Here is a 26,479-nt window from a genome sequence, read left to right as displayed (position 1 = left end):
GGCCAAATGGCGCGGGGCAGCGCCAATCCGGAGCAAGGGACTCGATCAAGGCAGGTGGTGCCGGAGCCGGCCCGGCGTGCGGACCGGCCCCGGCGCCTGTGCGCGCCTCGCCAAGCGTGGGTCCCTGAGTAGGGTGAGGCGATGACCGGGTACGCGGCGGTGCTGCTCGCCGGCGGCGCGGCCCGGCGGATGGGCGGGACGGACAAACCCGCCCGGGCGGTCGGCGGCCAGCCGATGCTGCATCGGGTGCTGGCCGCGGTGACCGACGCGAGCGAGCGGATCGTGGTCGGCCCGCCGGGCAGCGCGGGTCCGTCCGGCAGCTTCGGCCCGCCCGGCAGCTCCGGCCCGCCGGGAATCTCCGGCGCGTCCGGCAGCTCCGACCCGTGGCCTGCGCGAGTGCGGGTGACCCGGGAGGAACCGCCCGGTGGAGGTCCGGTGGCCGCCGCCGCGGCGGGGCTGGCCCTGTTGCCGCCCGGGACGACGACGGTTGCCCTGCTCGCCGCCGACCTGCCGCTGCTCACCGCCGCGGCGGTGGCCGAGCTGCGGCTGGCGCTCGACGGGTCGACCGCGGGGGTGGCCTGTTATGTGGACGACGACGGTCGCCGGCAGCAGCTCTGCGGGGTGTGGCGGTTGGCGGCGCTGCGTACGGCCCTCGATCGCCTGGCGGCGGAGCGGGGTGGCACGGTCGACGGTGCGCCGGTGCGCGGGTTGCTTGCCGGTGTCACGGTCTGCGAGGTGACGTGGTCCGGCGTCGGGCCGCCGCCCTGGTTCGACTGCGACACTGACGAGGACGTACGCCGGGCCGAGGAGTGGACGAGATGACGCTGTTGGACGACTGGGTCACCGCGGCCTGTGCCGAGTTGGAGTTGGACCCGGCCGAGGTGCCGGTGTCGGCGGTGCTCGACGTGGCGCGGGACGTGGCACACCAGGTGCTCCGGCCGGGCGCGCCGGTCAGCGCGTACCTCCTGGGGGTGGCCGTGGGGCGCGGCGCGGATCCGACCGCGGCGGCGGCCCGGCTCAGCGCGCTGGCGGGCTCCTGGCCGGTGGAGTTGGACGGGAGCGGCGGGGCGAAGTAGCCCGGTCCGGTGCAAGTGCCTCTGGGTAGGGTGGCGGGAACGGACGGAGGCGATCATGACGGCAGACCACCCCTCGGCGCCGGTCGACCAGCCTGCCGGCGGCACGCCGGAGCAGCACGAGTCGATTCTGCTCGACGAGCCGACCACGGCCGACCTGCGGGCCAAGGTGACGGAGGCATGGCGGGATTTCGCCCGGGCGCTTGCCGACCAGCTTCGCGGGCTGCCGGCCGGTGGGCACCTGGAGGTGACGCTCGACCCGACCGCCTCCGGCACCGGGGACGCCGTCTATTCGGTGAGCGCCGACGCCGCCGAGGGGGGCGGCCTGTCGGCCCGGGCGGTCGGCAACGCCACGCTTCCGCCGGGGTTCCGGCTGGACCGGGGGGCGGTGGCGGACATGGTGGCGCTGGGCTGGTCGCCGCCCGGCGTGGTGGCGGGTTCCGGCGAGCAGTTCGGCCTGGACTGTGGCGTCGACGAGGCCACCCGGTTGTCCGCCGTGCTCTCCCGGACGCTGCGCGACGTCTACGGCGCCCCGCATCCCGCGTTCCTGGTCTACCTGGTGCAGGACGCCGACGGTGAGCCGCTGGCGGTGGAACCGCTGGGCACCGCGCGGGGCGAGTTCGGCCAGGACCGGGGCTCCGACGCCGACCTCGACGAGGCGTTGGCCGCGGCGGTGGCCGCCCAGGCGGACGAGAACGACGTGTTGGCGTTGGAGGAGCGGGTCCGGACGGTCGTCTCGACGATGTTGAAGTCGAACGCCGACCAGGTGCAGGTGGACTCCGACGGTGACATCAACATCCGGGCCGGTTCGGCCATGGTGTTCGTGCGGGTACGCGACAATCCGCCGCTCGTCGACGTCTTCTCGCCGGTGTTGACCGAGGTCGAACCGACCGAGCGGCTCTACGTGAAGCTCTCCGAGCTGACCAACCGGATGCCGATCGGGCGGCTCTACTGCGCCGACGACACGGTCTGGGCGTCCGTCCCGGTCTTCGGCCGCAACTTCCAGGCCACCCACCTGATGCTCGCGGTGCAGGTGATGACCGGTCTCGCCGACGAGCTCGACGACCGGTTGCACGGTGAGTTCGGCGGTAAGCGTTTCTTCGGCGAGGGCGACAAGCCGGCCCGGGCGCAGGAGCACCGCACCGGCATGTACCTCTGACAGCGCCGCCGCTGACGACGCCGGTCCGCCGACGGCGGACCGGCGTCAGCCTGTGGACGGCCCGACGCCGGGGGATTCGACCAGCCGGGACAGCACGATGGTGCTGCGCGAGGACGTGACGAACGATTCGGCCCGCAAGCGCTCCAGCGCGTCCTCCAGGTGGGAGATGTCGGCGGCGCGCAGGTGTACGAGGGCGTCCGCCTCGCCGGAGACGGTGTAGGCGCCGACCACCTCGGGGTGCCGGCGGGCCGCGACGCCGATCTGCGCCGGCGTGGTCCGCCCGGCGCAGAACAGCTCGACGAACGCCTCGGTGGTCCACCCCACGGCGGCCGGGTCGACCACGGCGGTGAAGCCGCGGATCACCCCGGTCGCGCGCAGCCGGTCGACCCGTCGCTTGACCGCCGGGGCGGAGAGTGACACCCGGGCGCCGATGTCCGCGTACGAGGCGCGGGCGTCCGCCACGAGCAACGCAATGATTCGCTGGTCTACCGCGTCTATCTGCAACGTTCCGCCTCTGGGAAGCAATGGTCGTGGCTGTTACCAAAGTTCTAACCTACCTACTCTTGGTGACCGTGAACCAGCAGCGAGTCTCGCGAAAGCGGACATATCTCATGTGCTCGCCCGACTACTTCGCGGTCGAGTACGCGATCAACCCGTGGATGGACGTCACCACCCCGGTCGACGCGGACCTGGCGGTCAAGCAGTGGGACCGGCTCCGCGAGACGCTGCTCGGGCTCGGTCACGAGGTGCACCTGCTGACCCCCGGGGCGGGCCTGCCGGACATGGTCTTCGCGGCCAACGGCGCCTTCGTGGTCGACGGCACGGTCTACGGCGCCCGGTTCAAGCACGAGCAGCGGTCCGCCGAGGCCGCCGCGCACCGGGAGTTCTACGAGGGGCAGGGCTGGCGGTTCCTCGCGCCGAGCGAGACCAACGAGGGTGAGGGCGACTTCGCGTACCTGCCGGACGCGCACGGCGGGCTGATCCTCGCCGGGCACGGCTTCCGTACCGAGTTGGCCGCGCACGCCGAGGCGCAGGAGGCGCTCGGCCGGCCGGTGGTCTCACTGCGCCTGGTCGACCCGCGTTTCTACCACCTGGACGTGGCGCTCGCCTCGATCGACGACGGGAACATCGTCTACTACCCGGGCGCCTTCTCCGCGGCCAGCCAGCGGGTGCTGCACCAGCTCTTCCCGGACGCGGTGGTGGCCGACGACGAGGACGCCCTGGCGTTCGGCCTGAACCTGGTCAGCGACGGGCTCAACGTGGTGCTGAACAACGAGGCCACCCGGCTGGCCGGCACGTTGAAGGCGGCCGGTTACCAGCCGGTCCCGGTGGAGCTGGCCGAGCTGAAGAAGGGCGGCGGCAGCGTGAAGTGCTGCATCGCCGAGCTGCGGCACTGAGGCCCGGCAGGAACGAGGGGCGGCTCCGGCACGAACGAGCCGCCCCTCGTCACGTCAGCCGAGCGTGGCCAGCTCGTTGATCACCACGTTGGAGAGCATCCGGCCGTCGAGCTGCACCTTGCGCAGGTACCACTTCTGCTGGGGCGTACGCGGCTGGTTGAACTGCCAGGAGCCGCGCGGGCTGTCGATCTGGCCGATCTTGCCGAGCGCCAGGTTGACCTGCGTCGGGTTCGGGTCGCCGTCGACCAGCCGGATCGCCTTGTCCAGCACCTGCGCGGCGTCGTACGAGGCCATCGCGTAGGTGGTCGGTGAGGTGTTGAACGTCTTTCGGTACGCGGAGGCGAACACCCGGTTCGCGGTGTTGTTGAGGTCGGCCGAGTAGTTGAGCGCGGTCTCGATGCCGTGCTGCTCGATCAGCCGCCGGTCCCGGCCCTTCTCGCCGTCGTCGAGCTGGTCGAGGACGGTGCCCTCGGTGAGGAACCCGGGCGCGTAGATGGGCCCCCGGTAGCCGCCGTCGTAGAGCTGCTTGACGAACTGCACGGCCTGCGGGCCGGTGTAGTGGCAGAAGACCGCGTCCGGCTTGCGTCCCAGCGCCTTGCGGATCGGCCCGGCGTAGACGCCCTTGCCCGGGTTGGCGTAGTCGGGGGTGTAGATCGGCTCCTCGGTGAGCCGGCGGCCGAGCTCGTAGCCGCGCCGCAGTCCGTCGATGACGTCCCGGCTGCTGGCGCCCTGGGTACCGAAGATGGCGATCCGGCTCGACGGGTCCAGGATCCGGCGCAGGTATTCACCGAGCGCCACGCCCGGCTCGTCCAGCACGTACGAGGTGCGCCAGATGTAGAGGACGCCCTTGAGCGAGGCGGGGGAGGCGTTGGAGCCGATCAGCGGCACCCGGGCCCCCTCGACGGCGTCCCGGATGCCGGTCATGACGGTCGGGCTGACCACGCCGGTGAGCGCGAGCACACCCTCCTTCAGGAGGCGGTCGACGGCGGCCTTGCCGGTGGCGGCGCTGTCGCCCTCCTCGGCCGGCACCACCGTGACCGGGTGGCCGCCGAGCTGCTGCCCGTGCGTGCTGAGGAAGAGCTGGAAGCCGTTGGTGATGTCGTCGCCGATGGCCTTGTTCGGGCCGCTGCCGGGCACGATCAATCCGATCTTGATCGGGCTGCCGGCCGCCGGTTCCTCCGAGGAGTCGTCGCCGGAGCCGCAGCCGGCCGCGAACCCGGTGACGCCGAGCGCGCCCAGCAGTTGCAGAGCACGCCTGCGGTTCATCTGTGCCACCGACCTTCCTCCCCGCCGGGGCGGCCATGGTGCACACCCCATCGGCGTTCTACCTGGTCGTCGACGCTGCGTCAATGCCCCGAAGATCACTGTGAAGGGACCGCAACGCCTCGACCACCCGGGGCCATGCGACCGAGTCCGGCGCGATCAGCCCGAAGTGCTCGCATTCTGCCAGCTCAACCAGTATGGAGGTGCCGCCGGCGGCCCGATCGGCGGCCACCCAGGAGCGGCTCGTCGACACCGGAACCTGCTGGTCGAGCGTTCCGTGCATCACTACCGTGCGTGCCCGGACCGGTACCAACGCCGATGGATCCGTGGCCGCGTACCGGTCCGGGACGTCCGCCGGGCCGCCGCCGAGCAGCGCGGCCACCGCCCCGCCGTCCAGGTCCAGCCGGTACGCCTCGGCGAGGTCCGCGATCGGGGCCAGCGCGAGCACGCCGCCGACCGTGTCCGGTGCGTGCGCGGCCACGTACAGCGCCAGGTGACCGCCGGCCGAGTGACCGACCAGGACCGGTGGGACGGGCGCCACCCGGCCGGGCAGCGCGGCGGCGGCCAGCCCCGGCAGCGCGGCGACCCCGGCGCGTACGTCGGTGAGCGTGTTCGGCCAGCCGCCGCCGGGCTGGCCGGTCCGGCGGTATTCGAGCTGGGCCACCGGGTGGCCGAGCGCGGCCAGCGCCGTGGCCATCGGGCCGGTGTGGGCGCGGTCGTACTCCGCCCGCCAGAAGCCGCCGTGCACCACGACCACAAGCGGTCGGGCCGGACCGTCACCGGCCGGGCGGCGCAGGTCGGCGCACTGGTCCGGGTGGTCGCCGTAGGCGACGGTGGCGTCCGGCGGCGGAGCCGGCCGGGTCAGCACGTCACGCGGGTCGCTGGACATGCGGCGACGGTAGCCCGCGCGGTCCTGCGCGCGTGCACGTGGGCGGCGTGGGTAAAGATGGTTGCCATGACCGAAGCGCACCCCGGCGGACACGACGAACAGGGCAACGATGGCATCCCCGGCACCGTGGTGGTGGTCGGGCCGGACGGCCGACCGGTCGGCGCGGTGCAGACCGACGAGGGCAAGGGTGAGGACCCGACCCGTCTGGTCGAGCAGCCGGCCAAGGTGATGCGGATCGGCAGCATGATCAAGCAGTTGTTGGAGGAGGTGAAGGCCGCCCCGCTCGACGACGCCAGCCGGCACCGGATGCGCGAGATCCACGAACGCTCGATCGTCGAGTTGAAGGAGGGGCTCGCCCCCGAGCTGCGTGAGGAACTGGAGCGGATCTCGCTGCCGTTCACCGAGCACCAGGCGCCGAGCGAGGGTGAGTTGCGCATCGCCCACGCCCAGTTGGTCGGCTGGCTGGAGGGGCTGTTCCACGGCATCCAGGCCGCGCTTGTCGCCCAGCAGATGGCCGCCCGCGTCCAACTGGAGCAGATGCGCTCCGGCCGGCAGGCGCTGCCGAGCGGCCCGGGCGGTCCGGGCGGGATGGTCCCGGGGATGCCCGGGATGCCCGGCGGCGAGGGCCACGCTCCCGGCCAGTACCTGTGACCTGCCGGCCGGGGCGCGCGACGCGCTCCGGCCGGTCAGTCCACCCCGAAGACCTTCTCCAGGTACGCGGCGACGCCGTCGGAGGTGTTCGCACCGGTCACCTCGTCCGCGATCTCCCGCACGGCCGGGTGGGCGTTGGCGACTGCCACCGCCCGACCGGCCCAGGTCAGCATCGGCACGTCGTTCGGCATGTCGCCGAAGGCCAGCACGTCCCGCTCGTCGATGCCCAGCCGGGCGGCGTACCAGGCCAGGCCGGCGGCCTTCGTCACACCGGCGGCGGAGATCTCGATCAGGCCGCTGTAGGACGAGTGGGTGGCCTCGGCAAGCCCTTCCAGCGCGCCGGCCACCACCCGGACGAACACGTCCGGATCCTGCTCCCCGGCCCGCGCCAGCAGCTTCACCGCGGGCGCGGCGAGCAGCTCCTCCGGCGACTCGACGGCCCGGATGGCGTCCGCGTCGGCGTCCCAGCGCAGCGGGTAGTGCGCCTCGTGTCGCATCTGCCGGCTGTCCACGATCTCCACCGCGAAGCTCACCTCGGGCACCTCGGCCCGCAGCCGCCGGGCCACCTCGGCCAGCAGCTCCGGGGCGAGCGGGTCGGCGCGCAGCACCTCGTCGGCGACCGGGTCGTACACCACCGCGCCGTTGGCGCAGATCGCCGGCAACGGCTCGGGGAGCTGGTCGTACACGAGTTGGAGCCAGCGGATCGGACGGCCGGTGACAAGCACGACGGGCGTGCCGGCGGCGGCGATCCGGGTCAGCACCGCCGCGGTCCGCGGGCTGAGTGTCCGGTCGTCCCGCAGCAGCGTGCCGTCGATGTCGGTGGCGACGAGTCGAGGTGGCTCTCCCATCACCGGGAGAGTAGTCGGTCCAGGTAGACCGCGACGCCGTCGTCGTCGTTGCGCAGGGTGATCTCGTCGGCGGCGGCGCGCAGCTCGGGGTGGGCGTTCGCCACCGCCACCCGCGCCCAGCCGGCCCAGCCGAACATCGGCAGGTCGTTGGGTTGGTCGCCGAAGACAAGCACGTCCGCCGGGTCGACGCCGAGCCGGTCGGCGACCACGCTGAGCCCGGTGGCCTTGTCCACCCCGGGCGGGCAGATCTCGACGAAGCCGAGCCCGGCCTGGGTGAGCGTGGCCGTCTCCGGCGGCACGATCCGGCGGGCCTCCGCGAGCAGCTCGTCGACGTGGTGGTCCTCGGTCCGGACGAACGCCTTGACCACGTCGCAGGCGAGACATTCCGTCCGGCTGCGCGCCTCGAACCGCTCCGGATAGGGCCAGCTCGGGTGGTAGTCGCCCCACAGCGGCGCGTCGTGCTCGCCGGACGCCTCCACCATCACGGTGAGCGGGCCCACGGCGGTCTCCAGGTCGGCGAGGAGACGGGTGAGCACTTCGCCGGGGAGACGCTCGTCACGCAGCACCGACGGGCCGGCCGGGTCGCTCTGGTCGACCACCCAACCGCCGCCGGCCATCACCAGGAAGTCGGCGGCGCGGATGTCGTTACGGCTCAGTTCGGCCAGTCGCGGTCCGCGCCCGGTGGCGCCGACCACCGGGATCCCCGCGGCCCGCACCCGGTCCAGCACCCCGTGGGTGTACGCGGACACGGTGTCGTCGCTGCGGACGAGCGTGCCGTCGAGGTCGGTGGCGATCAGTTTGGGCAGGCCCGGGCGGGTCATGGTTCCTCCTTCGCCCCGCCGCCGTCACGCCGGCCGACCAGGTCTTTCGTGCCGCGACCATGGGACGGCGGGCAGCAACCGTATCTCGCCGCGCAGGGGTCATCCATGGCGTTCCGGCGAATCGGCCGCGAATCCCCGACGGCGGTCCGGTGGCCGGTGGACGGGTGGGGCGGTCCGCTCAGCGCAAGCGGTCGGGGCCGGCGAACGGCGTCGTCGGCTCCACCGTCAGGTCGGCCGGGGCCGGTGGCCCGTCGTCGTCGATCGTCCGCCCCCGTCGCCGGGCGGGCCGGCCGGCCGGACCGTGCGCCGGTGTGTCGTCCGCCGGGTCGGTGGCCCGTTCCCCGACCCGCCCGGTCAGGTGCAGCGTGGCCGCCAGCAGCACGACGGCGAGGAAGGCGGTGATCAGCCCTCGGCCGTGCTCCGCCTGGATGCTCTGCTCGACGGGGAAGAAGAGAATGCGCTTGGCGATCTGCTGGAGCGAGGAGGCGGTCGCGACAAGCACGCCGAACAGCGCGGCGGCGAGGCCCAACCCGGCGATCCGGGCGTGCTGCCGCACCGGGGGAGCGCCGCGCAGCGCCAGCGCCGTGGCGACCGACAGCCCGAGCAGGCCCACCAGGTACGCCACCCCGAAGCCACCGGTCTCGGAGATGCCGCTGGCCAGCACGTTCGGCGCGTTCTCCGCCCGGGACCCCTCGGGGATGACGATCACCACCCACTCGCCGATCAGCGAGGCGAGCGCGGCGACCGCGCCGAGGCCGGCGAGCACCGGGGGCAGGCGGTGGTCCCGGCCCAGACCGGCAAGCGTCCGGCCGACCCGGCCGGACGGCTCCGACCCGGTGTCGGTGTCGCCCCACTCGACGACCGTGGTGCCGTCGGAGCGGCTGTCCTGCCTGGGGATGGGGAGATCCTGCGACATCGGCCACCCTTCCCGTTCGCGGGCCTGCGTCGAATCATGGCACAGACGGCGCCCGGCATCGGGTGTGTGGAGCCGGGGGGACGGTGCGGGGCGGCGCGCTTTCGGTTAGCGTCGGTGCCATGCCTATCCGTACCGCATCCGCTCGTTGGCAGGGCAACCTCGCCGAGGGGTCCGGCACCGTCCGCACCGGCAAGGGCGGCCTGTCCGGCAACTACTCCTTCACGTCGCGCTTCGAGGAGGGCGAGGGCACGAACCCCGAGGAGCTGATCGGCGCCGCGCACGCGAGCTGCTTCTCGATGGCCCTCTCCAAGCAGCTCGCCGACTCGGGCGCCACCGACACGTCGGTGGAGACCACCGCCAAGGTGCACTTCGACAAGACCGACGCGGGCATGACCGTGACCCGCATCGACCTGGAGACCGTCGGCCAGGCACCCGGGCTCGACGAGGCCGGGTTCACCAAGCTGGCCGAGGCCGCCAAGGAGAACTGCCCGATCTCCCGGCTGCTCTCCCCCGGCGCGCAGATCACGCTTACCGCCCGCCTGGCCTGACGCTCGCGCCTGGCCATCCTTGCCCGCACTTTCCCGGAAAGAGGGCCCATCGAAGCGCCGATGGCCACTCTTTCCGGGAAAGTGCGCGGATCTTCGAGGGGTGGGCGGCGGAGGCGGCAGCGGGGAGGATGGGCGACGTGGCCGTGGAGATGAGCCGGGACCGGTTCGAGGAACTGGTCGGCGAGGCGCTCGACGAGGTTCCCGAGGAGTTGCTCGGCCTGATGAGCAACGTGGTCATCCTCGTGGAGGACGACCCGCCGCCCGGCGAGAACCTGCTCGGGCTCTACGAGGGGCATGCGCTCACCGCGCGCGGCTGGGACTACTCCGGCGTCCTGCCGGACCGCATCCTGATCTACCGCAACCCGATCCTGGCGATCTGTGACACCGACGACGACGTCGTCGAGGAGGTCGCGGTGACCGTGGTGCACGAGATCGCCCACCACTTCGGCATCGACGACGAGCGCCTGCACGCCCTCGGTTGGGGCTGACCGGGCCCCGGCCCGCCCCGCTCGGCCGATCCCCGCGGTTGCGCCCGTCCCCTAACCTCCGGATCAGGCACATCCCGATGCAGGAGGAAACAACCCCATGCGCAGCGCCCTCTTCTCCGCGGAAAACCTCGAGAAGGAGTCCCAGCAGCCGGGCATGCGGCTGCAAAACTCCAAAATGCTGAAGATCGAGCTGAACGGCGAGGCGATGGCCCGCGTCGGGTCGATGGTCGCCTACCAGGGCCAGGTGCAGTTCCAGGCGCTCGGCTCGGGCGGCATCGGCAAGTTCATCAAACAGCGGCTCACCGGCGAGGGCGTGCCGCTGATGAAGCTCTCCGGGCGCGGCGACGTGTTCCTCGCCGAGCTGGCCAAGGACGTGCACATCATCGACCTGGAGCCCGGCGACGCGCTGTCCATCAACGGTTCCAGCGTGCTCGCCTTCGACTCCACCCTCCAGTACGACATCAAGATGGTCAGCGGCATGGGCATGGCGTCCTCGTCGGGCCTGTTCAACTGCGTCTTCAGCGGGCACGGCCGGATCGCCATCACCACCAAGGGCACCCCGGTGGTGCTGAACGTGGACGCGCCGACGTACGTCGACCCGCAGGCGGCGGTCTGCTGGTCGGCCAACCTGCAGACCGGCTACCACCGGGCCGAGCAGCTCGGCCTCGGCACGCTGCTCGGCCGCAGCACCGGCGAGGCGTTCACGATGAGCTTCGCCGGTCAGGGCTTCGTCGTGGTGCAGCCCTCGGAGGAGCCGCCGGTGGCGGGCAGCGGGGCCCAGCAGCAACAGCAGGGCGGCCTGCTCGGCGGCCTGCTGCAGTGAGCTCCGGGCCGGGTGCGCTCCTGGGGAACGCACCCGGCCCGGTTAGGTCAGCTCGCCGGCGCGCAGCCGGGCCAGCCAGGCCGCCGCGTCGGCGTAGTCGGCGTCGGAGAGACCGGCCGGCGCGGGCGTCGGCCGGTCACCCGACGCCGTGCTCCAGCGGTGCCGGGGGTACGAGCCGAGGAAACGCACGTCGGCGCAGACCCGGCGCAGCCCGCGCAACGCCTCGCCGAGACGTACGTCGGCGACGTGCCCGGTGCAGTCCAGGAAGAACACGTAACGCCCGAGCGCCTCGCCGGTGGGGCGGGACTCGATCCGGGTCAGGTTCACCCCGCGTACGGCCAGCTCCATGAGCACGGACAGCAGCGCGCCCACCCGATCGTGCGCGATGTAGACCGCAAGCGAGGTGAGGTCGTCGCCGGTCGGCGGCGGGGGCGGCCCGGGGCGGGCCACCAACGCGAACCGGGTCACCGCGTCGGGGTGGTCGGCGATCTTGTCGGCGAACACGGTCAGCCGGTGCCGGTTGGCGCCGATCGGGGCGCAGACGGCGGCGTCGTACTCGCCGGTCGCCGCGCCGGCCGCAGCGGCCCCGTTGGAGAGCACGTCGACCACGGCGGCGTCGGGCAGGTGGTCCCGGAGCCAGCCGCGGCACTGGGTGGACGCCTGCGGGTGGGCGGCCACGCTGCGCACCGCGGCCGGGGTGACGCCGGGGCGGCCGGCGAGCACGAACTCCACCGGCAGGACCACCTCCCGGGTGATCATCAGTGGGTCGCCCTCGGCCAGTTCGTCGAGTGTCACCCCGACCGCGCCGCCGATCGAGTTTTCCAGTGGCACCATGGCGGCGTCCGCCTCCCCGGCCCGGACGGCGTCGAGCGCCTCGCCGACGCTGCGGGCCGGCGTGCGGTCCCCCCGTACGGCGGCGGGCAGGGTACGCAGCGCCTGCTCGGCGAAGGTGCCTTCGGGACCGAGGTAGACGAAGCGGGTCGGTGGTGTTCCCGGCATGGCCACCACACTACGCACCGGGGGTGCCGTCGCAGGCCAGGGTGCGGATGCCCGTGGGCGCGGTGGCGCGTACCTCGACGCCGCACACGTCGGTGCCGGCGGTCACCAGTTTCGGTGTGCCGGACCGGCCCCGCGTGACCACCTGGAGTTCCTCGTGCCCGGGGACCGCCAGCACGGTGTACTGCCAGCCCTCCGCGCAGAGCGGACCGGTCCGGACCGTGACCCGGACCGCTCGCGGCAGCACCCCGGCGGAGCCGCGCAGCAACGCGACGATGCGGTCGCCGGACGGCTTGCCCCGGCAGGGAGTGGCGACCGGGTCGGGCGTCGGGGCGGGCCGCGCCGGCATGGCGGGGCTGACCGGCGCCGACGGGGTCGCGCTCGGGGTGGGCGTCGCCGACGCCGAGGCGGATGGGCCGCCGGCGGCGGGCGGCTCGCGCAGCTCGGGCGGCTGCCCGCAGGCGGTGAGCACGAGCAGCACGAGCAGCGTCGCCGGGAGGGGACGGCGGTGGGGCGGGGTGCGGGGCACGGTGCAGTCCTCGACATCGAGGGGCATCATCATGGCCGGGGGCCGAGCCCATCGTAGGAGGCGCGCCCGCCCGGGTGAAGCCGGGTGCTCGACGGAATGCCGCCGACGGGGTCAGAGCACGCAGAAGAAGGTGAGCGAGCCGGCCACCGCGGTGCCGGTGAGCACCGGCGTGGAGATGGCGTCCACCGTCGTCCCGGCGTCGGAGCCGGGCCCCTGGACCCGGAGCAGCCCACGGGCGAGTCGACCGGAGAGCAACGCGAGCAGCGGCGGGATCTTGTCGGTCTCCTGCTCGGTGAGCTCGCTGGGGCTGGCGGTGAAGTCGACCAGGCGCAGGCCGCCCTCCAGCAGCGGGCGGCCGACCACGTCCTCCGGCGCGCCCAGGCAGAGCAGGTCGCAGCCGGACGAGGAGATCGCCACCACGGTGGTGTCGGCGTCGATCAACAGGCACGGTTCGGCGGCCCGGGAAACCGTACCGGACCACTGCGCGAAATTGTCGGACTCCTGCTCGGTGGGTGTCTCGGCCGGGGACGCGAACACTTCCGAGAGTGAGAGCTCGACGTGGGCCACCGCGCCTCCTATGTACACCGACGGTCTGTCCACGCTAGCCGGTCGGCACAGCGACCATCCGGCCGCGCTGCGCCTCCGGTCACCGGTGCTCACCCGTGAGGCTGGGCGGCGCCGGGACCGGGGGACATGCGTCGGTGCGACGGGAGCCCCGGGGGGCGGGCGACCGGCGACGACGCGGAACGACGGAACCGGTCGGGGCGGTGCCGCGGACCGCGTGGCGTCGTCCGAGACGTTACCGGCGGGCGGCCCGCTTGTCAGCGGCCGTTCGGCCCTCGTCATACCACCGGTAGTCGGCTGATGGACGGTACGTGCCGTTGAACCACGTCGACGGCGCCTGGGCGACCCGGGACAACTTTTCCGCGGTGACCGGGCTGATCCGGTTGCCGGCGGCCACGAGCAGCCGGTCCAGCTCCCGGTGGGTGGCCATGAGGCAGTCCTTCGGGAGGCCGTAGACGCTGATCACCCCGGAGCCGACGAACGTCAGCACCGGCGTCACCGGAATCGGCAGGCCGACCGCGTCGGAGAGCGCCTTGCTGGCCCGCTTGGCGTCGCGGCGCGCGTCGGCCACATAGGGCGGACGCTTGCCGTTGATCTGCACGACGTCGCCGGCGACCAGCACCCGAGCCCGGCCGTGGTCGGCGATGGTGACCGCGAAGAGCCCGCTCGGCCCGATCGCGAGGAACCCGGCCCGGTCGTCCTGGCCGCGGTCGAGCAGCGCGTCGGCCAGCTCTGTCCGTGGCCACTCGATGACGTGCCAGGCGGGCCCCAGGTGGTCGAGCTGCCCCAGGGCGCGGGCCCCGGCGGCTTCCAACCGGCGGGCGCCCCGGTCGGCGCGACGGCGGCGGGCCCATTCCAGGGGACTGGGACGCGCCGGCTCGAGCGCCGGGGCGGCCTCGACCCGGGGATGCGCCGTGCGGGGCGGCAGTGCCCGGCCCGGTACGGCTCGGCGAGCGGGAAAGACAGTCATCGCGACCTCCGGCAAAAGGTCTCTCGAAGTTATGTCTCCACTACCCTACGTTGCACACCCGGGGGTCCGGCAAGTTGGACCGCCGGAATGACTGTGGATGAATGCCATATTCATTCACACTTCTTTTCCGGATGGTGCGGAAGCCTGCCCTAGGCTGCGGGGGTGACGCACTACGTGGACAGCGAAGTGGCCCGGCTCGGCACGGTGCTGCTGCACCGCCCGGGGCCCGAGCTCGCCCGCCTCACCCCACGCAACAACGACTCCCTCCTCTTCGACGCTATCCCATGGGTGGGACGGGCGCAGGAGGAGCATGACGCCTTCGCGGCGGCGCTGCGCTCGCGCGGCGTGGAAGTGCTCTACCTGGCCGACCTGCTGGCCGAGACGCTCGCCGTGTCCGACGCCCGGGCCGAGCTGACCGAGCAGGTGCTGCGGTCCCGCCGCCTCGGGGACACCCTGCGCGCCCGGGTCGCCGACCACCTGGCGTACCTCGATCCGGCCGCCCTGGCCGACGTGTTCGTCGCCGGTCTCGCGCACGAGGAACTGCGGATCGGCGCCGAGCGGCCGGGCGGTCTGGTCTGGACCCTGATGGACCGGCACGACTTCGTCATCGACCCGCTGCCCAACCTGCTCTTCACCCGCGACTCGTCGGTGTGGATCGGCGACCGCGTCGGCGTCACCAGCCTGGCCATGCCGGCGCGGCGGCGGGAGACCACGCTCACCGACGCGATCTACCGCTACCACCCGCGCTTCGCCGGCACCGAGTTCGTCTACCACCCCGAACTGGAGCACCTGGAGGGCGGCGACGTGCTGCTGCTCGCCCCGGGCGTGGTCGCCGTCGGCGTCGGCGAACGCACCACCCCGGCCGGCGCGGAACGGCTGGCCCGGCAGGTCTTCGCCGCCGGGCTGGCGCACACCATCCTGGTGGTGCCGATCGCCCAGGAACGCGCCACCATGCACCTGGACACGGTCTGCACCATGGTCGACGTGGACGCCGTGCTGATGTATCCGAACATCGCCAGCGAGCTGTCCGCGTACACCGTGGTCGCCGGCGCGGACGGTGAGCCGCGGGTCGACGGCCCGGCCCCGTTCCTGCGGGCCGCCGCCGACGCGATGGACCTCGACCAGCTCCGGGTGATCGACACCGGCCTGGACCCGGTCACCGCCGAGCGCGAGCAGTGGGACGACGGCAACAACACGCTCGCCCTCGCGCCACGCCTCTGCGTGGGCTACGAACGCAACGTGGAGACCAACGCGCAGTTGGAGCGCGCCGGCATCGAGGTGATCGCCATCGCCGGCTCGGAGTTGGGCTCCGGCCGGGGCGGCCCCCGCTGCATGTCCTGCCCCCTCGTCCGCGAGAAAGGCGGGGGCCCCGCTTAACGCTTTCGGTAGAGGCGGGGCCCCCGCTTAACACCCGGTGTTAAGCGGGGCCCCCGCCTAACACCGGGGCGGTCAGCGCAGGGTGAGCTGGCGGCCGACGAGGCCCTGGCGGGCGCGGCGGGCGTCCCCGTCCAGCGGCTCCGAGTCCGCGAGCGCCTCCGCGTAGCGCTTGGCGAACTCGGCGACCGGGCCCTCCCACTCGGCGGCCGGGGTGTCCTCCGGCAGGTCCCAGACCGGTGCCAGCCGGCCGTGCGCGCGGAACATGCCGGCGAACTTCGTGTCGTCGCCGAGCGTCAGCGCGCCGGCCGCGCCCAGCCGGGCCAGGGCGTTCAACGCGGCGTCCTCGTCGTCCGGCAGCACCCAGCGCACGTGTGCCTTCTCCGGCACCTGGCACCAGTACGCCGCCCGCGCCGCGTCCAGCTTGACCGTCGGATAGATGGCCGCGTTCGCCCGCTCCAGGGACGCCTGCACGGTCGGGTCGTCGGTGGCGCCCGGGTCGAGCCAGAAGTCGAACCCGTCGTGCATGGTGATCTCCAGCGGCCCGTCCACCAGGATGTCCTGAAGGCGGGGGCCGGGCCCGGGCAGTGGCGGCACGCTCACCTGACCGCCCGGCTCGGTACGCAGCGCGCAGAGCAGCGCGTCGGCCAGGTCCCGGGAGACGTCGCCGGACTGCTGGTGCCGTTGCAGGCCGATGAGGACCCGCCCGTCCGGCTTGGCGACCGCCGGGGCGGCCATCGGCAGGACGGTGGCCAGGACGACCGGCCGGTCGCCGTGCTCCTCGACCAGCTCGGGGGTCAGCCGCAGCGGCGCGGACGCGGCCGGCACCAGCTCGCGCAGGGCGATCCACTCCGGCTCGTCCGCCAGCCCCTCGAACGGTCGGGGGACGAAGATGTCGCGCACCTTCTCCCGCTTCGGGGTGGCTTCGACGGTCCGCTGGTTCTTTCGACGCTTGCTCACGGCGAGAAAGCCTAGATGCCCGCGGGGGCGCCCGGGGGCCGGACCCGCCTGCCCGGCCGGGTCAGCCGGTGGCGACCAGGTCCGGCCGCTGCGACCCGGCCGGGTCGAACTCCGCCCACACGCTCTGCCCCGGGCCGTCCCGCTCGACGCCCCAGCGGCTGGAGAGGCCGGAGACGATGTGCAGCCCGCGCCCGTCGACCGCGTCCGGCGCGGCGATCCGGAGCCGCGGGCCGGCACCGGAACCGCCGTCGGTCACCCGGAGCCGGACGCTCGGCCCCCGGTCGGTGACGCGGAGTCGCCAGGCCACCCGGACCACACCGCCGGGCAGGGCTTCGGCGTGCCGGACCGCGTTGCCGACCAGCTCGGCGAGGACCGCCACCAGGTCGGCCAGCAGAGCCGGGGGTACGAGGCCGGTCAGCTCGTCGGCGAGCCGGTGCCGCGCCTCGCGCGCGCCGACCCCGTGGTGGGGCACCACCACGCACCACGACCGTTCAGCCGGTCCCGTCGACACGTCGTTCCTTCCACAGTCGTGGACGCCCGGTTCACCCCCGGGGCAGCCGCACCTCCGCGACCGTACCTCCACCGGATCTCGGGCGGAGGGACACCCATCCATTCTGCTGTTCCACGATCTGCCGGACGAGATAGAGACCCAGCCCGGCGCCGGGATAGCGGCGGCGGTCGCCGGACTCGCCCTGCCAGAACCGGTCGAAGGCCCGTTCCACGTGCTCCGGCCGGATGCCGATGCCCCGGTCGGAGACGCGGAACGTGACGGTCCGCTCGTTCGCGTCGGCGCTGACCTCGATCGGCGTGTCCGGCAGCGAGTATTTCCCGGCGTTGGTGCCCAGTTCGGTGAGCACGGTGGCCAGGCTGTGCCGGTCGCCGAGGGCTTTCGGCAGGTCGGTGGGGAGGTTGAGCACGATCCGGTGCCGGATGTCGGCCGGCAGGTCGACCACCGCCGCTCGGAGCGCGTCGACCAGGTCGAACGGGGCGGCGGGTTCGCCGCCGGGACGGCTTTCGGTGGCTGCGGTGAGCAGTCGGTCGACCAGACGGGCCAGTTCGTTGGCGCGCTGCCCGATGATCCGGGCGGCTTCCCGCCGGTCGTGGTCGCTGAGGGAGTCCCAGTGGTCGGTGAGCGTGTCCGCGTAGCCCTTGATCACGGTGACCGGGGTGCGCAGTTCGTGGCTGGTGACCGCGACGAAGAGGTCCCGGTCGTGGTCGCGTCGATGCTGGTCGGTGATGTCGCGGAAGGTCACCACCCGGAGCGCGTTCGGGCCGGGCAGCTCGCCGGAGGTGATCCGCAGCCAGCGGCCGTCCGGCAGCCGGTGGTCGAGCACCTGCCCGGACGGGGGCAGCGGGAACGGCAACGACCGGCTCAGCGCCTCGTCCGCCGGGCGGCCGGTCACCTGGGCGGCGGCCGGATTCCAGAGCCGGACCCGGTTGTCCCGGTCCACCACCGCCAGGCCGTCGGCGAGCGCGGCCACGACCGGACCGTCGCCGTGCACCGGCAGGCCGGTCTGGTCGCCGTACATGTGCGCGACGCAGGCGGCCACGTATCCGACGACGGCGCGTTGCGAGGCGTCGAGCGGCTCGTCCGTCGGGTAGAGGGCGTGCAGGCTGCCGACGGTCAGCCCACCGATCTCGGCCCGGGCCACGATCATCCGGCCCAGCCCCCGGCCGGCGATCTCGTCGGCGAGCACGCCCGGGATCGAGTCGATCCGGACCTCCCGCACCGGCGGACCGGCCAGCAGGCAGACGGTGGCGGGGTCGGTGGCCGGCAGTGGGCGGCCGACCACGAACTCGGCGCTGCCGGTCGCCGCGATCACCCGCCCGCCCGCCGGGGTGAACTCCACGAAGACCAGGCCCGCCGCGCCGACCGCCGGTTGGACCTCGCGGAGCAGGCGGGTGAGTACGGCGAGACCGGATTCGCCCGAGTTGATCATCTTGATCACTGTGGTGTGGCCGGCGATGAGGGCGGGGTAGTCGGTTCGCTCCGGCATGTCCCGAGTGTGCCCCGCCGGCCGCGCCGGGGACACCCCCGGTCGGTCGACGGGGCGATAGGCGGATCGACGGACATCATCGGCCCAACCGGGTCAACGCGCGGGCGGGCCGGTCCGTGATCACGCCGTCCACCTCGGCGGCCAGCACAAGTTCCAGGTCCTCGGGCTCGTTCACGGTCCAGACGTAGACCGAGTTGCCGGCGGCACGCAACGCGGGGACGAGATGGGGACGGGCCCGCACCAGATCCACCCCCGGCCCGGCGATCCGGCAGCCGAAGGGCAGCCGGCCCAGCGGCAGCCAGGGCGGCAGCATCTCCAGCAGCAGCACCGTCGGCAGCGCCGGCGCGAGCGCGCGGACCCGGCGTACGGCAAGCGGTGAGAAGGACATCACGGTCACCTGGACCGGTTCGTCCGGACCGGGCTCGGCGAGGCCGTGCCGGCGCAGCAGGTCGACCAGGCGGCGCTCGACGTCGCCCCGGTAGCGCGACGGGTGCTTCGTCTCGATCAACAGCCGGACCGGCCGCCCGGCGGCCCGCACCGCGTCGAGCAGGCGGGCCAGCGTGAGCAGCCGGGTGTGCGAGTCGTCGAGGCGCGCGGCCTCGGCGGCCACCGCCGCGGCCGGGTGCCAGGAGCCGAAGTCGAGGGCTTCCAACTCGGCGAGGGTACGCGCGCTGACCAGCCCGTGACCGTTGCTGGTCCGGTCCAGCCGGCGGTCGTGCACGCAGACCAGGTGCCCGTCGCGGGTCAGCCGGACGTCGCACTCCAGCCCGTCCGCGCCCTCGTCGAGGGCGCGCAGGTAGGCGGCGAGGGTGTGCTCCGGCAGGTCGTACGAGGAGCCTCGGTGGGCGAAGACCAGGGGGGCGGACATGTCGGGACGTGCCTCAGAGGACCCGACCCGGCTGCCCGTCGTCGGTGACCACCGGACGACCGGCGGCGGCCCATCCGCCCATCCCGCCCTCGACGTTGCGCACCGCGTCCCAGCCGTTGCGCAGCAGGTATCCGACCACCTGCCCGGAACGGCCGCCCGAGCGGCAGATCACCGCCACCTCGCGGTCGTCGGGCACCTCGGCGAGCCGGGCCGGCAGCTCGGTCATCGGCAGGTGGTGGGCGGCCGGCGCATGGCCGGCGGCCCACTCGTCGTCCTCCCGGACGTCGAGCAGATAGACGTCGTCGGGCACGGCCGACGCGGGCACGCTGGGAAGGTGGGCTCCGAACACGGTCCAAAGCCTAGTCGCCCGTCGGCGTCAGAGCCGGTTGACCCAGCGGGGGTTCGCGCCGGCCCACTCCGGCACCCGGGCGTCCCGCAGGGCGGTGAAGAGATCGCCGCCGCCGGTGTCCAACACGACGTACGACACCTGGTCGATGGTCTGCGGGTAGGAGGGCACCCGGACCCCGCGCAGGGCGTCCGCGGGCAGCGCGCGGAGCGCGAAGACAAGCTCGTCCAGGGGTACGCCGTTGGTGTCGACGGTCATCGCCCCGCCGACCGAGCGCAGGACCCGGTCCAGTTTCACCGGGTCGTTGCGCAGATGCGTCTGGTTGGCCCGGTCGAGCACCGCCCGGAGCATCTGCTGCTGGTGCCGCTGCCGGTCGTAGTCGCCCTCGGGCAGGTCGTAGCGCTGACGCACGTAGTCGAGCGTCCGGGCCCCGTCCATCTGCTGGCAGCCGGGGTCGAATCGGGTCCCGGTGTGGATCGAGCGGACCGGCGTGTCCACGCACATCCGGATGCCGCCGAGTTGGTCGATCACAGACGTGAAGCCGGAGAAGTCGATGAGCGCCGCGCCGTCGAAGCGGACCCCGGTGAGCCGGGCGAGGGTGGCGCTGAGCAGCCGCGCCCCGCTCTCGCCACCGCCGCCGTGCTCGTACGCCGCGTTGACCTTGTCCTGGCCACCGGGGAAGCCGGGCGCCGCCGGGATGGCCACCAGCAGGTCGCGTGGCACGGAGATCAGGTACGCCTGCCGCATCCCGGCCGGCACGTGCACGATCAGGATGGTGTCCGAGCGCTGGTCGGCGGCGCTCGCGCCGGCCCGGTGGTCGGAGCCGATCAGCAGGTAGTTGAGTGCCCCGTCCAGGTCCGTCCGTTTTTTCCGGGCGGTGGGGTCGAGTAGCTGCTCCTTGGTGACCGTGCGGTCGTACCTGTGGGTCAGCCAGTGCAGGCCGGTCACGCCGAGCGTGGCGAGCAGCACCAGGGCGAGCCCGGCGCCGAGCAGGAACCGGGGCCAGCGGGCCGGTCGGGCCCGCCCGCGTCGGTTCCGTGCTGGCCTGGACGTGACGATCCCCCCGTCGCGACGACATGAGACCTGCTCACGTCAGGCTACGGGGGGAACGGCCGGCCGGTGCCGGCTTCCGTCACTTACGAGTGGAGAGGACGTCCGGGTTTGCCACGACGAAGTCGGCGAGCTTGTCGTTCTTGACCGCCTGGAACATGTCCATGGTCGTCTCGTTGAACTGCTCGAACTTGTTGTCCGCGGTCGAGCTGAACGTCCCGCCGTTGGTGCGCAGGGTGACCAGGTCGTTCCCGTTGAGGTTCTTGAGGGTGAAGATGAAGTCGGCGATCGGCACGCCGCCGGTGTCCAGCACGAAGGCCTTGCCGGCCGCCTTCATCAGCGCGTTCAGCTTGATCGGGTTGGTCAGCATGCCGCCCTCGGTGGCCTTCTTGGCCATCGCCTTGATCAGCTGCTGCTGGTTCTGCTGCCGGTCGTAGTCGCTGTTGGGCAGACCGTAGCGCTGGCGGGAGTAGTCGAGCGCCTCCCAGCCCTCCATCTCCTTGCAGCCCTTCTTGTGCACCACCGGCTTGTAGGACTTGCCGGACTTCTTCGCGTCGGCGTTCCACATCGGCTTGCCCTCGACCATCGACATGTGGTGCGACGGGACCTCGTGGCTGACGCAGATCCGCACCGTGCCGAGCGCGTCGATGACGTTCTTGAAGCCGCCGAAGTTGATGATCGCGGCGCCGTCGAAGCCGATCCCGGTCATCGACTTGATCGTCTTGGCCATCAGCTGGGCACCCCCCTCCCAGCCGCCGCCGTTCTGGGCGCCGTGGAAGAAGGCGGCGTTGATCTTCTCGGTGCCGCCCCGATAGCCGCTCTTCGAGAACGCCGGGATGCGGGCCTGGGTGTCCCGGGGGATCGAGATCAGGTACGCCTGGTCGTGGCTGGCCGGGATGTGCAGGATGATGATCGTGTCCGAACGGACGTCGTCGGCGGCCCAGCGCTCGCGGGCGTCCACCCCGAGCAGCAGCATGTCGATCGGGCCGTCCAGGCTGTTGCCGCCCTCGGCCTCGCTCTTGCCGGCCTCGCCGAGCAGATTGCGCTGGGCGATGTTGTTCGTCGCCTGGCCGATCACGGCCTTGCTGCCGACGATCGCCACGCCGCTGGTCACCATCAGCACCGCGCCGAGGATCAGCGTGAGCTTCGCCCAGAGCGGGTCTTTGCGCTTGGTGCGCTTCTTCTTCCCGCCGCCGGGGCCACTACCACCGGGGCCACCTCCGCCGGGACCGCGACCGCCGGGGCCGGGTTGGGTGGGGATGACCGGAGGGACCCGCCCGGCTGAACCGGGTGCCGGTGAGTGCGGGCGTCGACTGGTCTGGATCGACATTCGTGCTCCAGCTCGGTGATCGGGGGCGGGACCACTCTACGTATCTGTTCCCGTTCTCGCGACCTTCTGCGGCGGGGTAATCCCGTCAATCCCGACCAATGTTTCCGAGATATGGCCGAACGGGCGAGGCTGAGCGGCCGGTCGAAAGGCCGCTCCCGGTCTCGTCAGCCGCCGGCGCTGTCGCCCGAGCCCTTCTGGTTGGCGCCGACCCAGTCGGCCATCCGGTCGCCGGCGATGGCCTGGTACATCGCCAGGGCCTTCTCCCGGTCGGAAACCACCACCGACTGGCCGTCGATGGTCTGACCGCCCAGGTTCGGGCTGGTGACGAACGTCAGGTTCTCACCGCGCAGGCTGCGGAACTGCACCGCCATGTCGGTCAACGAGAATCCCTGGTCGACCGTGACGGCGGCGGTGAGCGCCCGGAGGAAGTCGTTCAGCTTTTTCGGGTTGCTCAGGGTCCCGGTGCTCGCCGCCTTGTCCAACAGTGCCTTCAGGAACTCCTGCTGGTGGCGCATCCGGGCGAAGTCGCCGTCCGGGAACTGCTTGCGCTGCCGGACCCAGTCCAGCGCCTCGGCGCCGTCCATGTGGTTCACGCCCTTGGTGAACGTCCGGTACGGCTTGTGGATCGACTTGATCGTCCGGTCCACCTTGAGGTCGACCCCGCCCAGCGCGTCGGTGACGTCCTTGAAGCCGGCGAAGTCGATGGCCATGACGTGATCGATGCGGACGTCGGTGAAGCACTCCACGGTCCGCACCGCGAGCGGCAGGCCGCCGAACGCGAACGCCGCATTGATCTTGTTACGGGAGCCGGAGTCGCAGGAGGCGTCGGCCTTCTCCGGGATCGGCACGTACAGGTCACGCGGGATGGAGACCAGGTAGGCGCTCTTGTGGTCGGCCGGGATGTGCATGACGATCACGGTGTCCGCCCGCCACTTGCCGGCACCGTCGACCGGGGCGTCCGGATCCCGCGAGTCACTGCCCACGAGCAGGATGTTGAACGCTCCGTCGACCTGCTTGGCCGGCCGCCCGCCGGTGATCTCCGAGAACGGGTCGGTGCGGGCCAGGTCGCCGTCGAGGTTGCGGGCGTAGAGCCAGCCGCCGACGCCGCCGAGCAGCGCCAGCGCGAGCACCACGACGCCGGTCACCAGGCCGATGCGCTTCCAGCGCGGACCCCGGCGGCGACCCGGCCCGCCGGAACCGCCACCCGGGCCGCCGGGGTCGGTCGGCCCGCCCGGTCCGCCCGGCCCACCGCGTCCGCCCGAGCGGGGCGCCTCGTCGTACGACGGGTACCAGCGGGTTTCCGCAGCGCGGGCGCGCGTGGGTGCGCCCCGGCCGGAGCCGGGAACCTGGGCACGGCCCGCGCCCCGGTGCAGGGGGCGGGGTGCGCCGGCAGACGAGGTCGCTGACATGTCATCGAGGGTAGGTCGGCGGGTCCACCGCCGTCCTCAGGCGCGCACGGCACTCAGCCGGCGGACAGCGGGGATCAGTACCCTAGCCGCCCACGGAAATACTCGATCGTGCGTCGGAGGCCGTCTTCGGGCGCCACGGTCGGCTCGTAACCCAGCAGCTCGCGGGCGAGGGTCAGGTCGGGGCGGCGCATCTCCGGATCGTCCGAGGCACGAGTGATGTAACTCACCTCGGAGGCGCTTCCGGTGAGTGACACGATCGTCTCAGCCAGTTGCCGCATCGACATCTCGTGCTCGGTGCCGCAGTTGATCGGGCCGGTCTGCGTCGAGTCGAGCAGCAGCAGGATGCCCCGCACCAGATCGTCGACGTAGCAGATGGAACGCGTCTGGTTGCCGGTGCCGTGCACGGTGATCGGCTCGCCGCGCAGCGCCTGGGAGATGAACGTCGGGATGGCCCGGCCGTCGTCCGGGCGCATCCGCGGGCCGTACGTGTTGAAGATCCGCACGATCGCGGTGTCCGTGCCGCGACTGCGGTGGTAGGCCATGGTGGCGGCCTCGGAGAAGCGCTTCGCCTCGTCGTAGACGCTCCGGATGCCGATCGGGTTGACGTTGCCCCAGTAGGTCTCGCGCTGCGGGTGCTCCTTCGGGTCCCCGTACGCCTCGGAGGTGGAGGCCATCAGGAACCGCGCGCCGTCGTCGGTGGCGCGCTCCAGCAGGGCCAGCGTGGCCACCGAGCCCACCCGGAGGATCTCCACCGGCAGCTTCTCGAAGTCGGTCGGGCTGGCCGGGGACGCCATGTGCAGGATCGCGTCGAACCGCTCGGTCATCGCCGGGTGGTGGGTGGGCAGGCCGTCGGAGATGTCCGCCTCGACGAGCGTGAACGTCGGCTCGTCCAGCAGGTGGGCCACGTTGTCCTTGGAACCGGTGACGAAGTTGTCCAGCACCACCACCGTGCAGCCGCGCTCGACGAGCCGGTCGACGAGGTGGGACGGGACGAAGCCGGCACCGCCGGTGACAAGGATGCGGTGCCCGGACCCAAACCGGGGAGCGACGTTCATGCCCGCCACCCTATACAGGTAAGGCGGGGCCCCCTATTAACGCCTCCGGTAGAGGCGGGGGCCCCGCTTAACAACTACCCGTCAGTGCGCGCCCGCGCCGGTGAGGGAGCGCACCTCCAGTTCCGCGTACTTCTCGTCGTCGCTCTCCTTGGACAGGACGGTGCCGAGCCAGCCGCACAGGAAGCCGAACGGGATCGAGAGGATGCCCGGGTTCGACAGCGGGAACCAGTGCCAGTCGTGGTCGGGGAACATGGCCGTCGGCGCCCCGGAGACGACCGGGGAGAAGAAGACCAGCACCACCGCGGCGAGCAGGCCGCCGTAGATCGCCCAGACCGCGCCGGAGGTGTTGAACCGCTTCCAGAACAGGCTGTAGAGGATCGCCGGCAGGTTGCCGGACGCGGCGACCGCGAACGCCAACGCGACCAGGAACGCCACGTTCAGGCTCTGCGCGAAGATCGACAACAGGATCGAGACCCCGCCGATCACCAGTGCGGAGATCCGGGCGACGTTCACCTCCTGCCGCTCCGACGTCTGCCCGTTCTTGATGACGTTGGCATAGAAGTCGTGCGCCAGGCTGGACGACGACGCCAACGTCAGCCCCGCCACCACGGCGAGGATCGTGGCGAACGCGACCGCCGCGATGATCGCCAGCAGTGTCGCGCCGCCCAGGCTCCCGCCGAAGAAGTCCAACCCGAGCGCCTCGGCGAGCTGTGGCGCGGCCGTGTTGCCGGCCTTGTCCTGCGCGGTGATCGCCTCGCGGCCGACAAGTGCCGCCGCGCCGAAGCCGAGGGCCAGGGTGAGCAGGTAGAACGCGCCGATGATGCCGATCGCCCAGAGCACGCTCTTGCGGGCCGCCCGCGCGGTCGGCACGGTGTAGAAGCGGATCAGGATGTGCGGCAGGCCGGCGGTCCCGAGCACCAGCGCGATGCCGAGCGAGAGCAGGTCCATCTTGCTGTAGAACGTCTTCAGCGCGTCGCCGGGTGTCTCCACGCCGTAGCGCAACCCGGGTTCGAGGAAGGCCGCCCCCTTGCCCGAGGCGTCGGCCGCGTCGCCGAGCAGCGAGGACAGGTTGAACTTGTACTTGGCGAGCACCAGCAACGTCATCACGATCGCGCCGGTCATCAGCAGGAACGCCTTGACGATCTGGACGTACGTGGTGCCCTTCATGCCACCGACCGTGACGTAGATGATCATCAGGGCGCCGACCATGATGATGGTCGCGACCTTCGCGGTGTCGGCGTCCATGCCGAGGAACGTCGTCCCCGGCTTGATGCCGAGCAGCAGGGCCACCAGTGCGCCGGCGCCGACCATCTGGGCCAGCAGATAGAAGATCGACACGGTGATGGTGGAGACCGCCGCCGCGGTCCGCACCGGCCGCTGCCGCATCCGGAACGCCAGCACGTCCGCCATCGTGTACCGGCCGGAGTTGCGTAGCAGTTCGGCGACGAGCAGCAACGCCACCAGCCAGGCGACCAGGAAGCCGATCGAGTACAGGAAGCCGTCGTACCCGTAGAGGGCGATGATGCCGGCGATGCCCAGGAAGGACGCCGCCGACATGTAGTCGCCGCCGATCGCCATGCCGTTCTGGAAGCCGGAGAACGAGCGGCCACCGGCGTAGAAGTCGGTGGCGGTCTTGGTCTGCCGGCTGGCCCAGACGGTGATCGCCAGCGTGATCGCCACGAAGATCAGGAACAGCGTGATGGTGAGGTTGCGGGCGGTGGTGCCGCCCGCCTCAGCCGCGAGGACCGTGTTCATGGTTCACCTCCCCCATCTCGGCGCGGATCTGGTCGGCGACCGGGTCGATCCGCCGGTTGGCGAACCGCGAGTAGAACCAGGCGATGACGAACGTGGAGACGAACTGGAGCAGGCCGAAGACCAGGGCGACGTTGATGTTGCCGACCAGCTTCGTGCCCATGAAACCCCGCGCGTACGCGGAGAGGATGACGTAGAGCGCGTACCACAGGAAGAACGCGACGGTCATCGGGAAGATGAAGCCGCGCAGCGCGCGCCGCAACCCGGCGAACTCGTCCGACCGCTGGACGGCTAGATACCGTTCCGCGGTCGACTCGGAGGGTGCGGACGCGGGTGTGTCCGTGGACATCTGTGGATCACCACCTTCGCAGGCGTGGGGGGATTTCCGCGCACGTTAGGAGCG

Annotated in this window: 30 protein-coding genes; 9 read left to right on the top strand and 21 right to left on the bottom strand. The window is 72.2% G+C overall.

The window, feature by feature from the left end; genetic code table 11:
* Positions 1–141 precede the first annotated feature (141 nt).
* Genes O7619_RS03450 through O7619_RS03440 form a run of 3 tightly spaced genes read left to right on the top strand, consistent with a single transcriptional unit; the run spans position 142 to position 2,232 of the window.
* Positions 142–822 (top strand): NTP transferase domain-containing protein, encoded by a 681-nt coding sequence (locus tag O7619_RS03450; protein WP_282285628.1) that lies wholly within the window; start codon positions 142–144, stop codon positions 820–822.
* The gene (locus tag O7619_RS03445) at positions 819–1,076 is read left to right on the top strand and encodes a DUF6457 domain-containing protein (protein ID WP_282285627.1); all 258 of its coding nucleotides are present in this window, start codon (positions 819–821) and stop codon (positions 1,074–1,076) included. The genes O7619_RS03450 and O7619_RS03445 overlap by 4 nt, the downstream gene beginning before the upstream one ends.
* Before the next feature lie 55 nt (positions 1,077–1,131).
* The gene (locus O7619_RS03440) at positions 1,132–2,232 is read left to right on the top strand and encodes a hypothetical protein (RefSeq protein ID WP_282285626.1); all 1,101 of its coding nucleotides are present in this window, start codon (positions 1,132–1,134) and stop codon (positions 2,230–2,232) included.
* 45 nt (positions 2,233–2,277) lie between these two features.
* On the opposite strand, the gene O7619_RS03435 is transcribed toward O7619_RS03440, so the two are convergent.
* Positions 2,278–2,736, bottom strand: a complete 459-nt coding sequence (locus O7619_RS03435) for an Lrp/AsnC family transcriptional regulator (protein ID WP_282285624.1) — start codon at positions 2,734–2,736, stop codon at positions 2,278–2,280.
* A 59-nt stretch (positions 2,737–2,795) separates the two neighbouring features.
* Here O7619_RS03435 and ddaH point away from each other — a divergent pair, with 59 nt between their 5' ends.
* Positions 2,796–3,629 (top strand): dimethylargininase, encoded by an 834-nt coding sequence (ddaH, locus tag O7619_RS03430; protein WP_282285623.1) that lies wholly within the window; start codon positions 2,796–2,798, stop codon positions 3,627–3,629.
* Positions 3,630–3,683: 54 nt separating this feature from the next.
* On the opposite strand, the gene O7619_RS03425 is transcribed toward ddaH, so the two are convergent.
* A complete protein-coding gene (locus tag O7619_RS03425; RefSeq protein ID WP_282285622.1) occupies positions 3,684–4,904 on the bottom strand; it encodes an ABC transporter substrate-binding protein in 1,221 nt (406 codons plus the stop codon).
* A gap of 49 nt (positions 4,905–4,953) precedes the next feature.
* The gene (locus O7619_RS03420) at positions 4,954–5,781 is read right to left on the bottom strand and encodes an alpha/beta hydrolase (RefSeq protein WP_282285621.1); all 828 of its coding nucleotides are present in this window, start codon (positions 5,779–5,781) and stop codon (positions 4,954–4,956) included.
* Between the two features lie 66 nt (positions 5,782–5,847).
* On the opposite strand from O7619_RS03420, the gene O7619_RS03415 reads away from it, so the two are divergent.
* Positions 5,848–6,432: a bacterial proteasome activator family protein gene (locus O7619_RS03415; RefSeq protein WP_282285620.1), complete on the top strand. Its 585-nt coding sequence runs from the start codon at positions 5,848–5,850 to the stop codon at positions 6,430–6,432.
* A 35-nt stretch (positions 6,433–6,467) separates the two neighbouring features.
* On the opposite strand, the gene O7619_RS03410 is transcribed toward O7619_RS03415, so the two are convergent.
* From O7619_RS03410 to O7619_RS03400, 3 genes are all read right to left on the bottom strand, one after another.
* Entirely contained in the window at positions 6,468–7,280 is an 813-nt protein-coding gene (locus tag O7619_RS03410; RefSeq protein ID WP_282285619.1) for an HAD family hydrolase, read from the bottom strand.
* Positions 7,280–8,101 (bottom strand): HAD family hydrolase, encoded by an 822-nt coding sequence (locus O7619_RS03405; RefSeq protein ID WP_282285618.1) that lies wholly within the window; start codon positions 8,099–8,101, stop codon positions 7,280–7,282. Before O7619_RS03405 ends, O7619_RS03410 begins: the two co-directional genes overlap by 1 nt.
* Positions 8,102–8,279: 178 nt before the next feature.
* Positions 8,280–9,017 carry a hypothetical protein gene (locus tag O7619_RS03400; protein WP_282285617.1) on the bottom strand — a complete coding sequence of 246 codons (738 nt, stop codon included), beginning with the start codon at positions 9,015–9,017 and terminating at the stop codon, positions 8,280–8,282.
* 119 nt (positions 9,018–9,136) lie between these two features.
* On the opposite strand from O7619_RS03400, the gene O7619_RS03395 reads away from it, so the two are divergent.
* From O7619_RS03395 to O7619_RS03385, 3 genes are all read left to right on the top strand, one after another.
* Positions 9,137–9,565, top strand: coding sequence for an OsmC family protein (locus O7619_RS03395; RefSeq protein ID WP_282285616.1), 429 nt, complete (start codon positions 9,137–9,139; stop codon positions 9,563–9,565).
* A 143-nt stretch (positions 9,566–9,708) separates the two neighbouring features.
* Complete coding sequence (locus O7619_RS03390; protein ID WP_281590612.1) at positions 9,709–10,053, top strand: metallopeptidase family protein; 345 nt, start codon at positions 9,709–9,711, stop codon at positions 10,051–10,053.
* Between the two features lie 97 nt (positions 10,054–10,150).
* Positions 10,151–10,876, top strand: a complete 726-nt coding sequence (locus O7619_RS03385; RefSeq protein WP_281585866.1) for an AIM24 family protein — start codon at positions 10,151–10,153, stop codon at positions 10,874–10,876.
* Positions 10,877–10,918: 42 nt separating this feature from the next.
* On the opposite strand, the gene pheA is transcribed toward O7619_RS03385, so the two are convergent.
* From pheA to O7619_RS03365, 4 genes are all read right to left on the bottom strand, one after another.
* Complete coding sequence (gene pheA, locus O7619_RS03380; RefSeq protein ID WP_282285614.1) at positions 10,919–11,875, bottom strand: prephenate dehydratase; 957 nt, start codon at positions 11,873–11,875, stop codon at positions 10,919–10,921.
* Positions 11,876–11,885: 10 nt separating this feature from the next.
* Positions 11,886–12,428 (bottom strand): hypothetical protein, encoded by a 543-nt coding sequence (locus O7619_RS03375; protein WP_282288657.1) that lies wholly within the window; start codon positions 12,426–12,428, stop codon positions 11,886–11,888.
* Positions 12,429–12,512: 84 nt separating this feature from the next.
* A complete protein-coding gene (locus tag O7619_RS03370; protein ID WP_282285612.1) occupies positions 12,513–12,968 on the bottom strand; it encodes a hypothetical protein in 456 nt (151 codons plus the stop codon).
* 232 nt (positions 12,969–13,200) lie between these two features.
* The gene (locus tag O7619_RS03365; RefSeq protein WP_282285610.1) at positions 13,201–13,935 is read right to left on the bottom strand and encodes a hypothetical protein; all 735 of its coding nucleotides are present in this window, start codon (positions 13,933–13,935) and stop codon (positions 13,201–13,203) included.
* A 162-nt stretch (positions 13,936–14,097) separates the two neighbouring features.
* Here O7619_RS03365 and O7619_RS03360 point away from each other — a divergent pair, with 162 nt between their 5' ends.
* The gene (locus O7619_RS03360) at positions 14,098–15,312 is read left to right on the top strand and encodes an arginine deiminase (protein WP_282285609.1); all 1,215 of its coding nucleotides are present in this window, start codon (positions 14,098–14,100) and stop codon (positions 15,310–15,312) included.
* A 72-nt stretch (positions 15,313–15,384) separates the two neighbouring features.
* On the opposite strand, the gene O7619_RS03355 is transcribed toward O7619_RS03360, so the two are convergent.
* From O7619_RS03355 to O7619_RS03305, 11 genes are all read right to left on the bottom strand, one after another.
* A complete protein-coding gene (locus O7619_RS03355) occupies positions 15,385–16,269 on the bottom strand; it encodes a DUF5926 family protein (RefSeq protein ID WP_282285608.1) in 885 nt (294 codons plus the stop codon).
* Between the two features lie 61 nt (positions 16,270–16,330).
* Positions 16,331–16,747, bottom strand: coding sequence for an ATP-binding protein (locus O7619_RS03350; protein WP_282285607.1), 417 nt, complete (start codon positions 16,745–16,747; stop codon positions 16,331–16,333).
* A gap of 64 nt (positions 16,748–16,811) precedes the next feature.
* Positions 16,812–18,266 (bottom strand): ATP-binding protein, encoded by a 1,455-nt coding sequence (locus tag O7619_RS03345; protein ID WP_282285606.1) that lies wholly within the window; start codon positions 18,264–18,266, stop codon positions 16,812–16,814.
* 76 nt (positions 18,267–18,342) lie between these two features.
* Positions 18,343–19,134 carry a glycerophosphodiester phosphodiesterase family protein gene (locus O7619_RS03340; RefSeq protein WP_282285605.1) on the bottom strand — a complete coding sequence of 264 codons (792 nt, stop codon included), beginning with the start codon at positions 19,132–19,134 and terminating at the stop codon, positions 18,343–18,345.
* Between the two features lie 13 nt (positions 19,135–19,147).
* Positions 19,148–19,483, bottom strand: a complete 336-nt coding sequence (locus tag O7619_RS03335) for a rhodanese-like domain-containing protein (protein WP_282285604.1) — start codon at positions 19,481–19,483, stop codon at positions 19,148–19,150.
* A 27-nt stretch (positions 19,484–19,510) separates the two neighbouring features.
* Positions 19,511–20,449, bottom strand: coding sequence for an LCP family protein (locus O7619_RS03330; protein ID WP_282285603.1), 939 nt, complete (start codon positions 20,447–20,449; stop codon positions 19,511–19,513).
* 163 nt (positions 20,450–20,612) lie between these two features.
* On the bottom strand, positions 20,613–21,860 hold the full coding sequence (locus tag O7619_RS03325) for an LCP family protein (protein WP_282285602.1): 1,248 nt from the start codon (positions 21,858–21,860) through the stop codon (positions 20,613–20,615).
* Between the two features lie 164 nt (positions 21,861–22,024).
* Complete coding sequence (locus tag O7619_RS03320) at positions 22,025–23,269, bottom strand: LCP family protein (RefSeq protein ID WP_282285601.1); 1,245 nt, start codon at positions 23,267–23,269, stop codon at positions 22,025–22,027.
* 74 nt (positions 23,270–23,343) lie between these two features.
* Positions 23,344–24,324 (bottom strand): NAD-dependent epimerase/dehydratase family protein, encoded by a 981-nt coding sequence (locus O7619_RS03315; protein WP_282285600.1) that lies wholly within the window; start codon positions 24,322–24,324, stop codon positions 23,344–23,346.
* Between the two features lie 81 nt (positions 24,325–24,405).
* Entirely contained in the window at positions 24,406–26,079 is a 1,674-nt protein-coding gene (locus tag O7619_RS03310) for a cation acetate symporter (protein WP_282285599.1), read from the bottom strand.
* Positions 26,057–26,425, bottom strand: coding sequence for a DUF485 domain-containing protein (locus tag O7619_RS03305; protein ID WP_282285598.1), 369 nt, complete (start codon positions 26,423–26,425; stop codon positions 26,057–26,059). Before O7619_RS03305 ends, O7619_RS03310 begins: the two co-directional genes overlap by 23 nt.
* Positions 26,426–26,479 lie beyond the last annotated feature (54 nt).

The organism is Micromonospora sp. WMMD998 (assembly GCF_029581235.1).
In the GTDB taxonomy this organism is placed as follows: domain Bacteria; phylum Actinomycetota; class Actinomycetes; order Mycobacteriales; family Micromonosporaceae; genus Micromonospora.
The sequence above is the reverse complement of the archived record's forward strand: the minus strand, read 5'-3'. Positions and strand labels throughout refer to the sequence as shown.

Coding starts and splice junctions, on each gene's coding strand:
- O7619_RS03345 (WP_282285606.1), bottom strand. CDS start 18,266: ATGCCGGAGCGAACCGACTACCCCGCCCTCATCGCCGGCCACACCACA.
- O7619_RS03395 (WP_282285616.1), top strand. CDS start 9,137: ATGCCTATCCGTACCGCATCCGCTCGTTGGCAGGGCAACCTCGCCGAG.
- O7619_RS03415 (WP_282285620.1), top strand. CDS start 5,848: ATGACCGAAGCGCACCCCGGCGGACACGACGAACAGGGCAACGATGGC.
- O7619_RS03310 (WP_282285599.1), bottom strand. CDS start 26,079: ATGAACACGGTCCTCGCGGCTGAGGCGGGCGGCACCACCGCCCGCAAC.
- O7619_RS03375 (WP_282288657.1), bottom strand. CDS start 12,428: ATGCCCCTCGATGTCGAGGACTGCACCGTGCCCCGCACCCCGCCCCAC.
- O7619_RS03340 (WP_282285605.1), bottom strand. CDS start 19,134: ATGTCCGCCCCCCTGGTCTTCGCCCACCGAGGCTCCTCGTACGACCTG.
- O7619_RS03445 (WP_282285627.1), top strand. CDS start 819: ATGACGCTGTTGGACGACTGGGTCACCGCGGCCTGTGCCGAGTTGGAG.
- O7619_RS03315 (WP_282285600.1), bottom strand. CDS start 24,324: ATGAACGTCGCTCCCCGGTTTGGGTCCGGGCACCGCATCCTTGTCACC.
- O7619_RS03325 (WP_282285602.1), bottom strand. CDS start 21,860: ATGTCGATCCAGACCAGTCGACGCCCGCACTCACCGGCACCCGGTTCA.
- O7619_RS03305 (WP_282285598.1), bottom strand. CDS start 26,425: ATGTCCACGGACACACCCGCGTCCGCACCCTCCGAGTCGACCGCGGAA.
- O7619_RS03320 (WP_282285601.1), bottom strand. CDS start 23,269: ATGTCAGCGACCTCGTCTGCCGGCGCACCCCGCCCCCTGCACCGGGGC.
- O7619_RS03410 (WP_282285619.1), bottom strand. CDS start 7,280: ATGGGAGAGCCACCTCGACTCGTCGCCACCGACATCGACGGCACGCTG.
- O7619_RS03450 (WP_282285628.1), top strand. CDS start 142: ATGACCGGGTACGCGGCGGTGCTGCTCGCCGGCGGCGCGGCCCGGCGG.
- O7619_RS03420 (WP_282285621.1), bottom strand. CDS start 5,781: ATGTCCAGCGACCCGCGTGACGTGCTGACCCGGCCGGCTCCGCCGCCG.
- O7619_RS03385 (WP_281585866.1), top strand. CDS start 10,151: ATGCGCAGCGCCCTCTTCTCCGCGGAAAACCTCGAGAAGGAGTCCCAG.
- O7619_RS03365 (WP_282285610.1), bottom strand. CDS start 13,935: ATGACTGTCTTTCCCGCTCGCCGAGCCGTACCGGGCCGGGCACTGCCG.
- O7619_RS03405 (WP_282285618.1), bottom strand. CDS start 8,101: ATGACCCGCCCGGGCCTGCCCAAACTGATCGCCACCGACCTCGACGGC.
- pheA (WP_282285614.1), bottom strand. CDS start 11,875: ATGCCGGGAACACCACCGACCCGCTTCGTCTACCTCGGTCCCGAAGGC.
- O7619_RS03440 (WP_282285626.1), top strand. CDS start 1,132: ATGACGGCAGACCACCCCTCGGCGCCGGTCGACCAGCCTGCCGGCGGC.
- O7619_RS03400 (WP_282285617.1), bottom strand. CDS start 9,017: ATGTCGCAGGATCTCCCCATCCCCAGGCAGGACAGCCGCTCCGACGGC.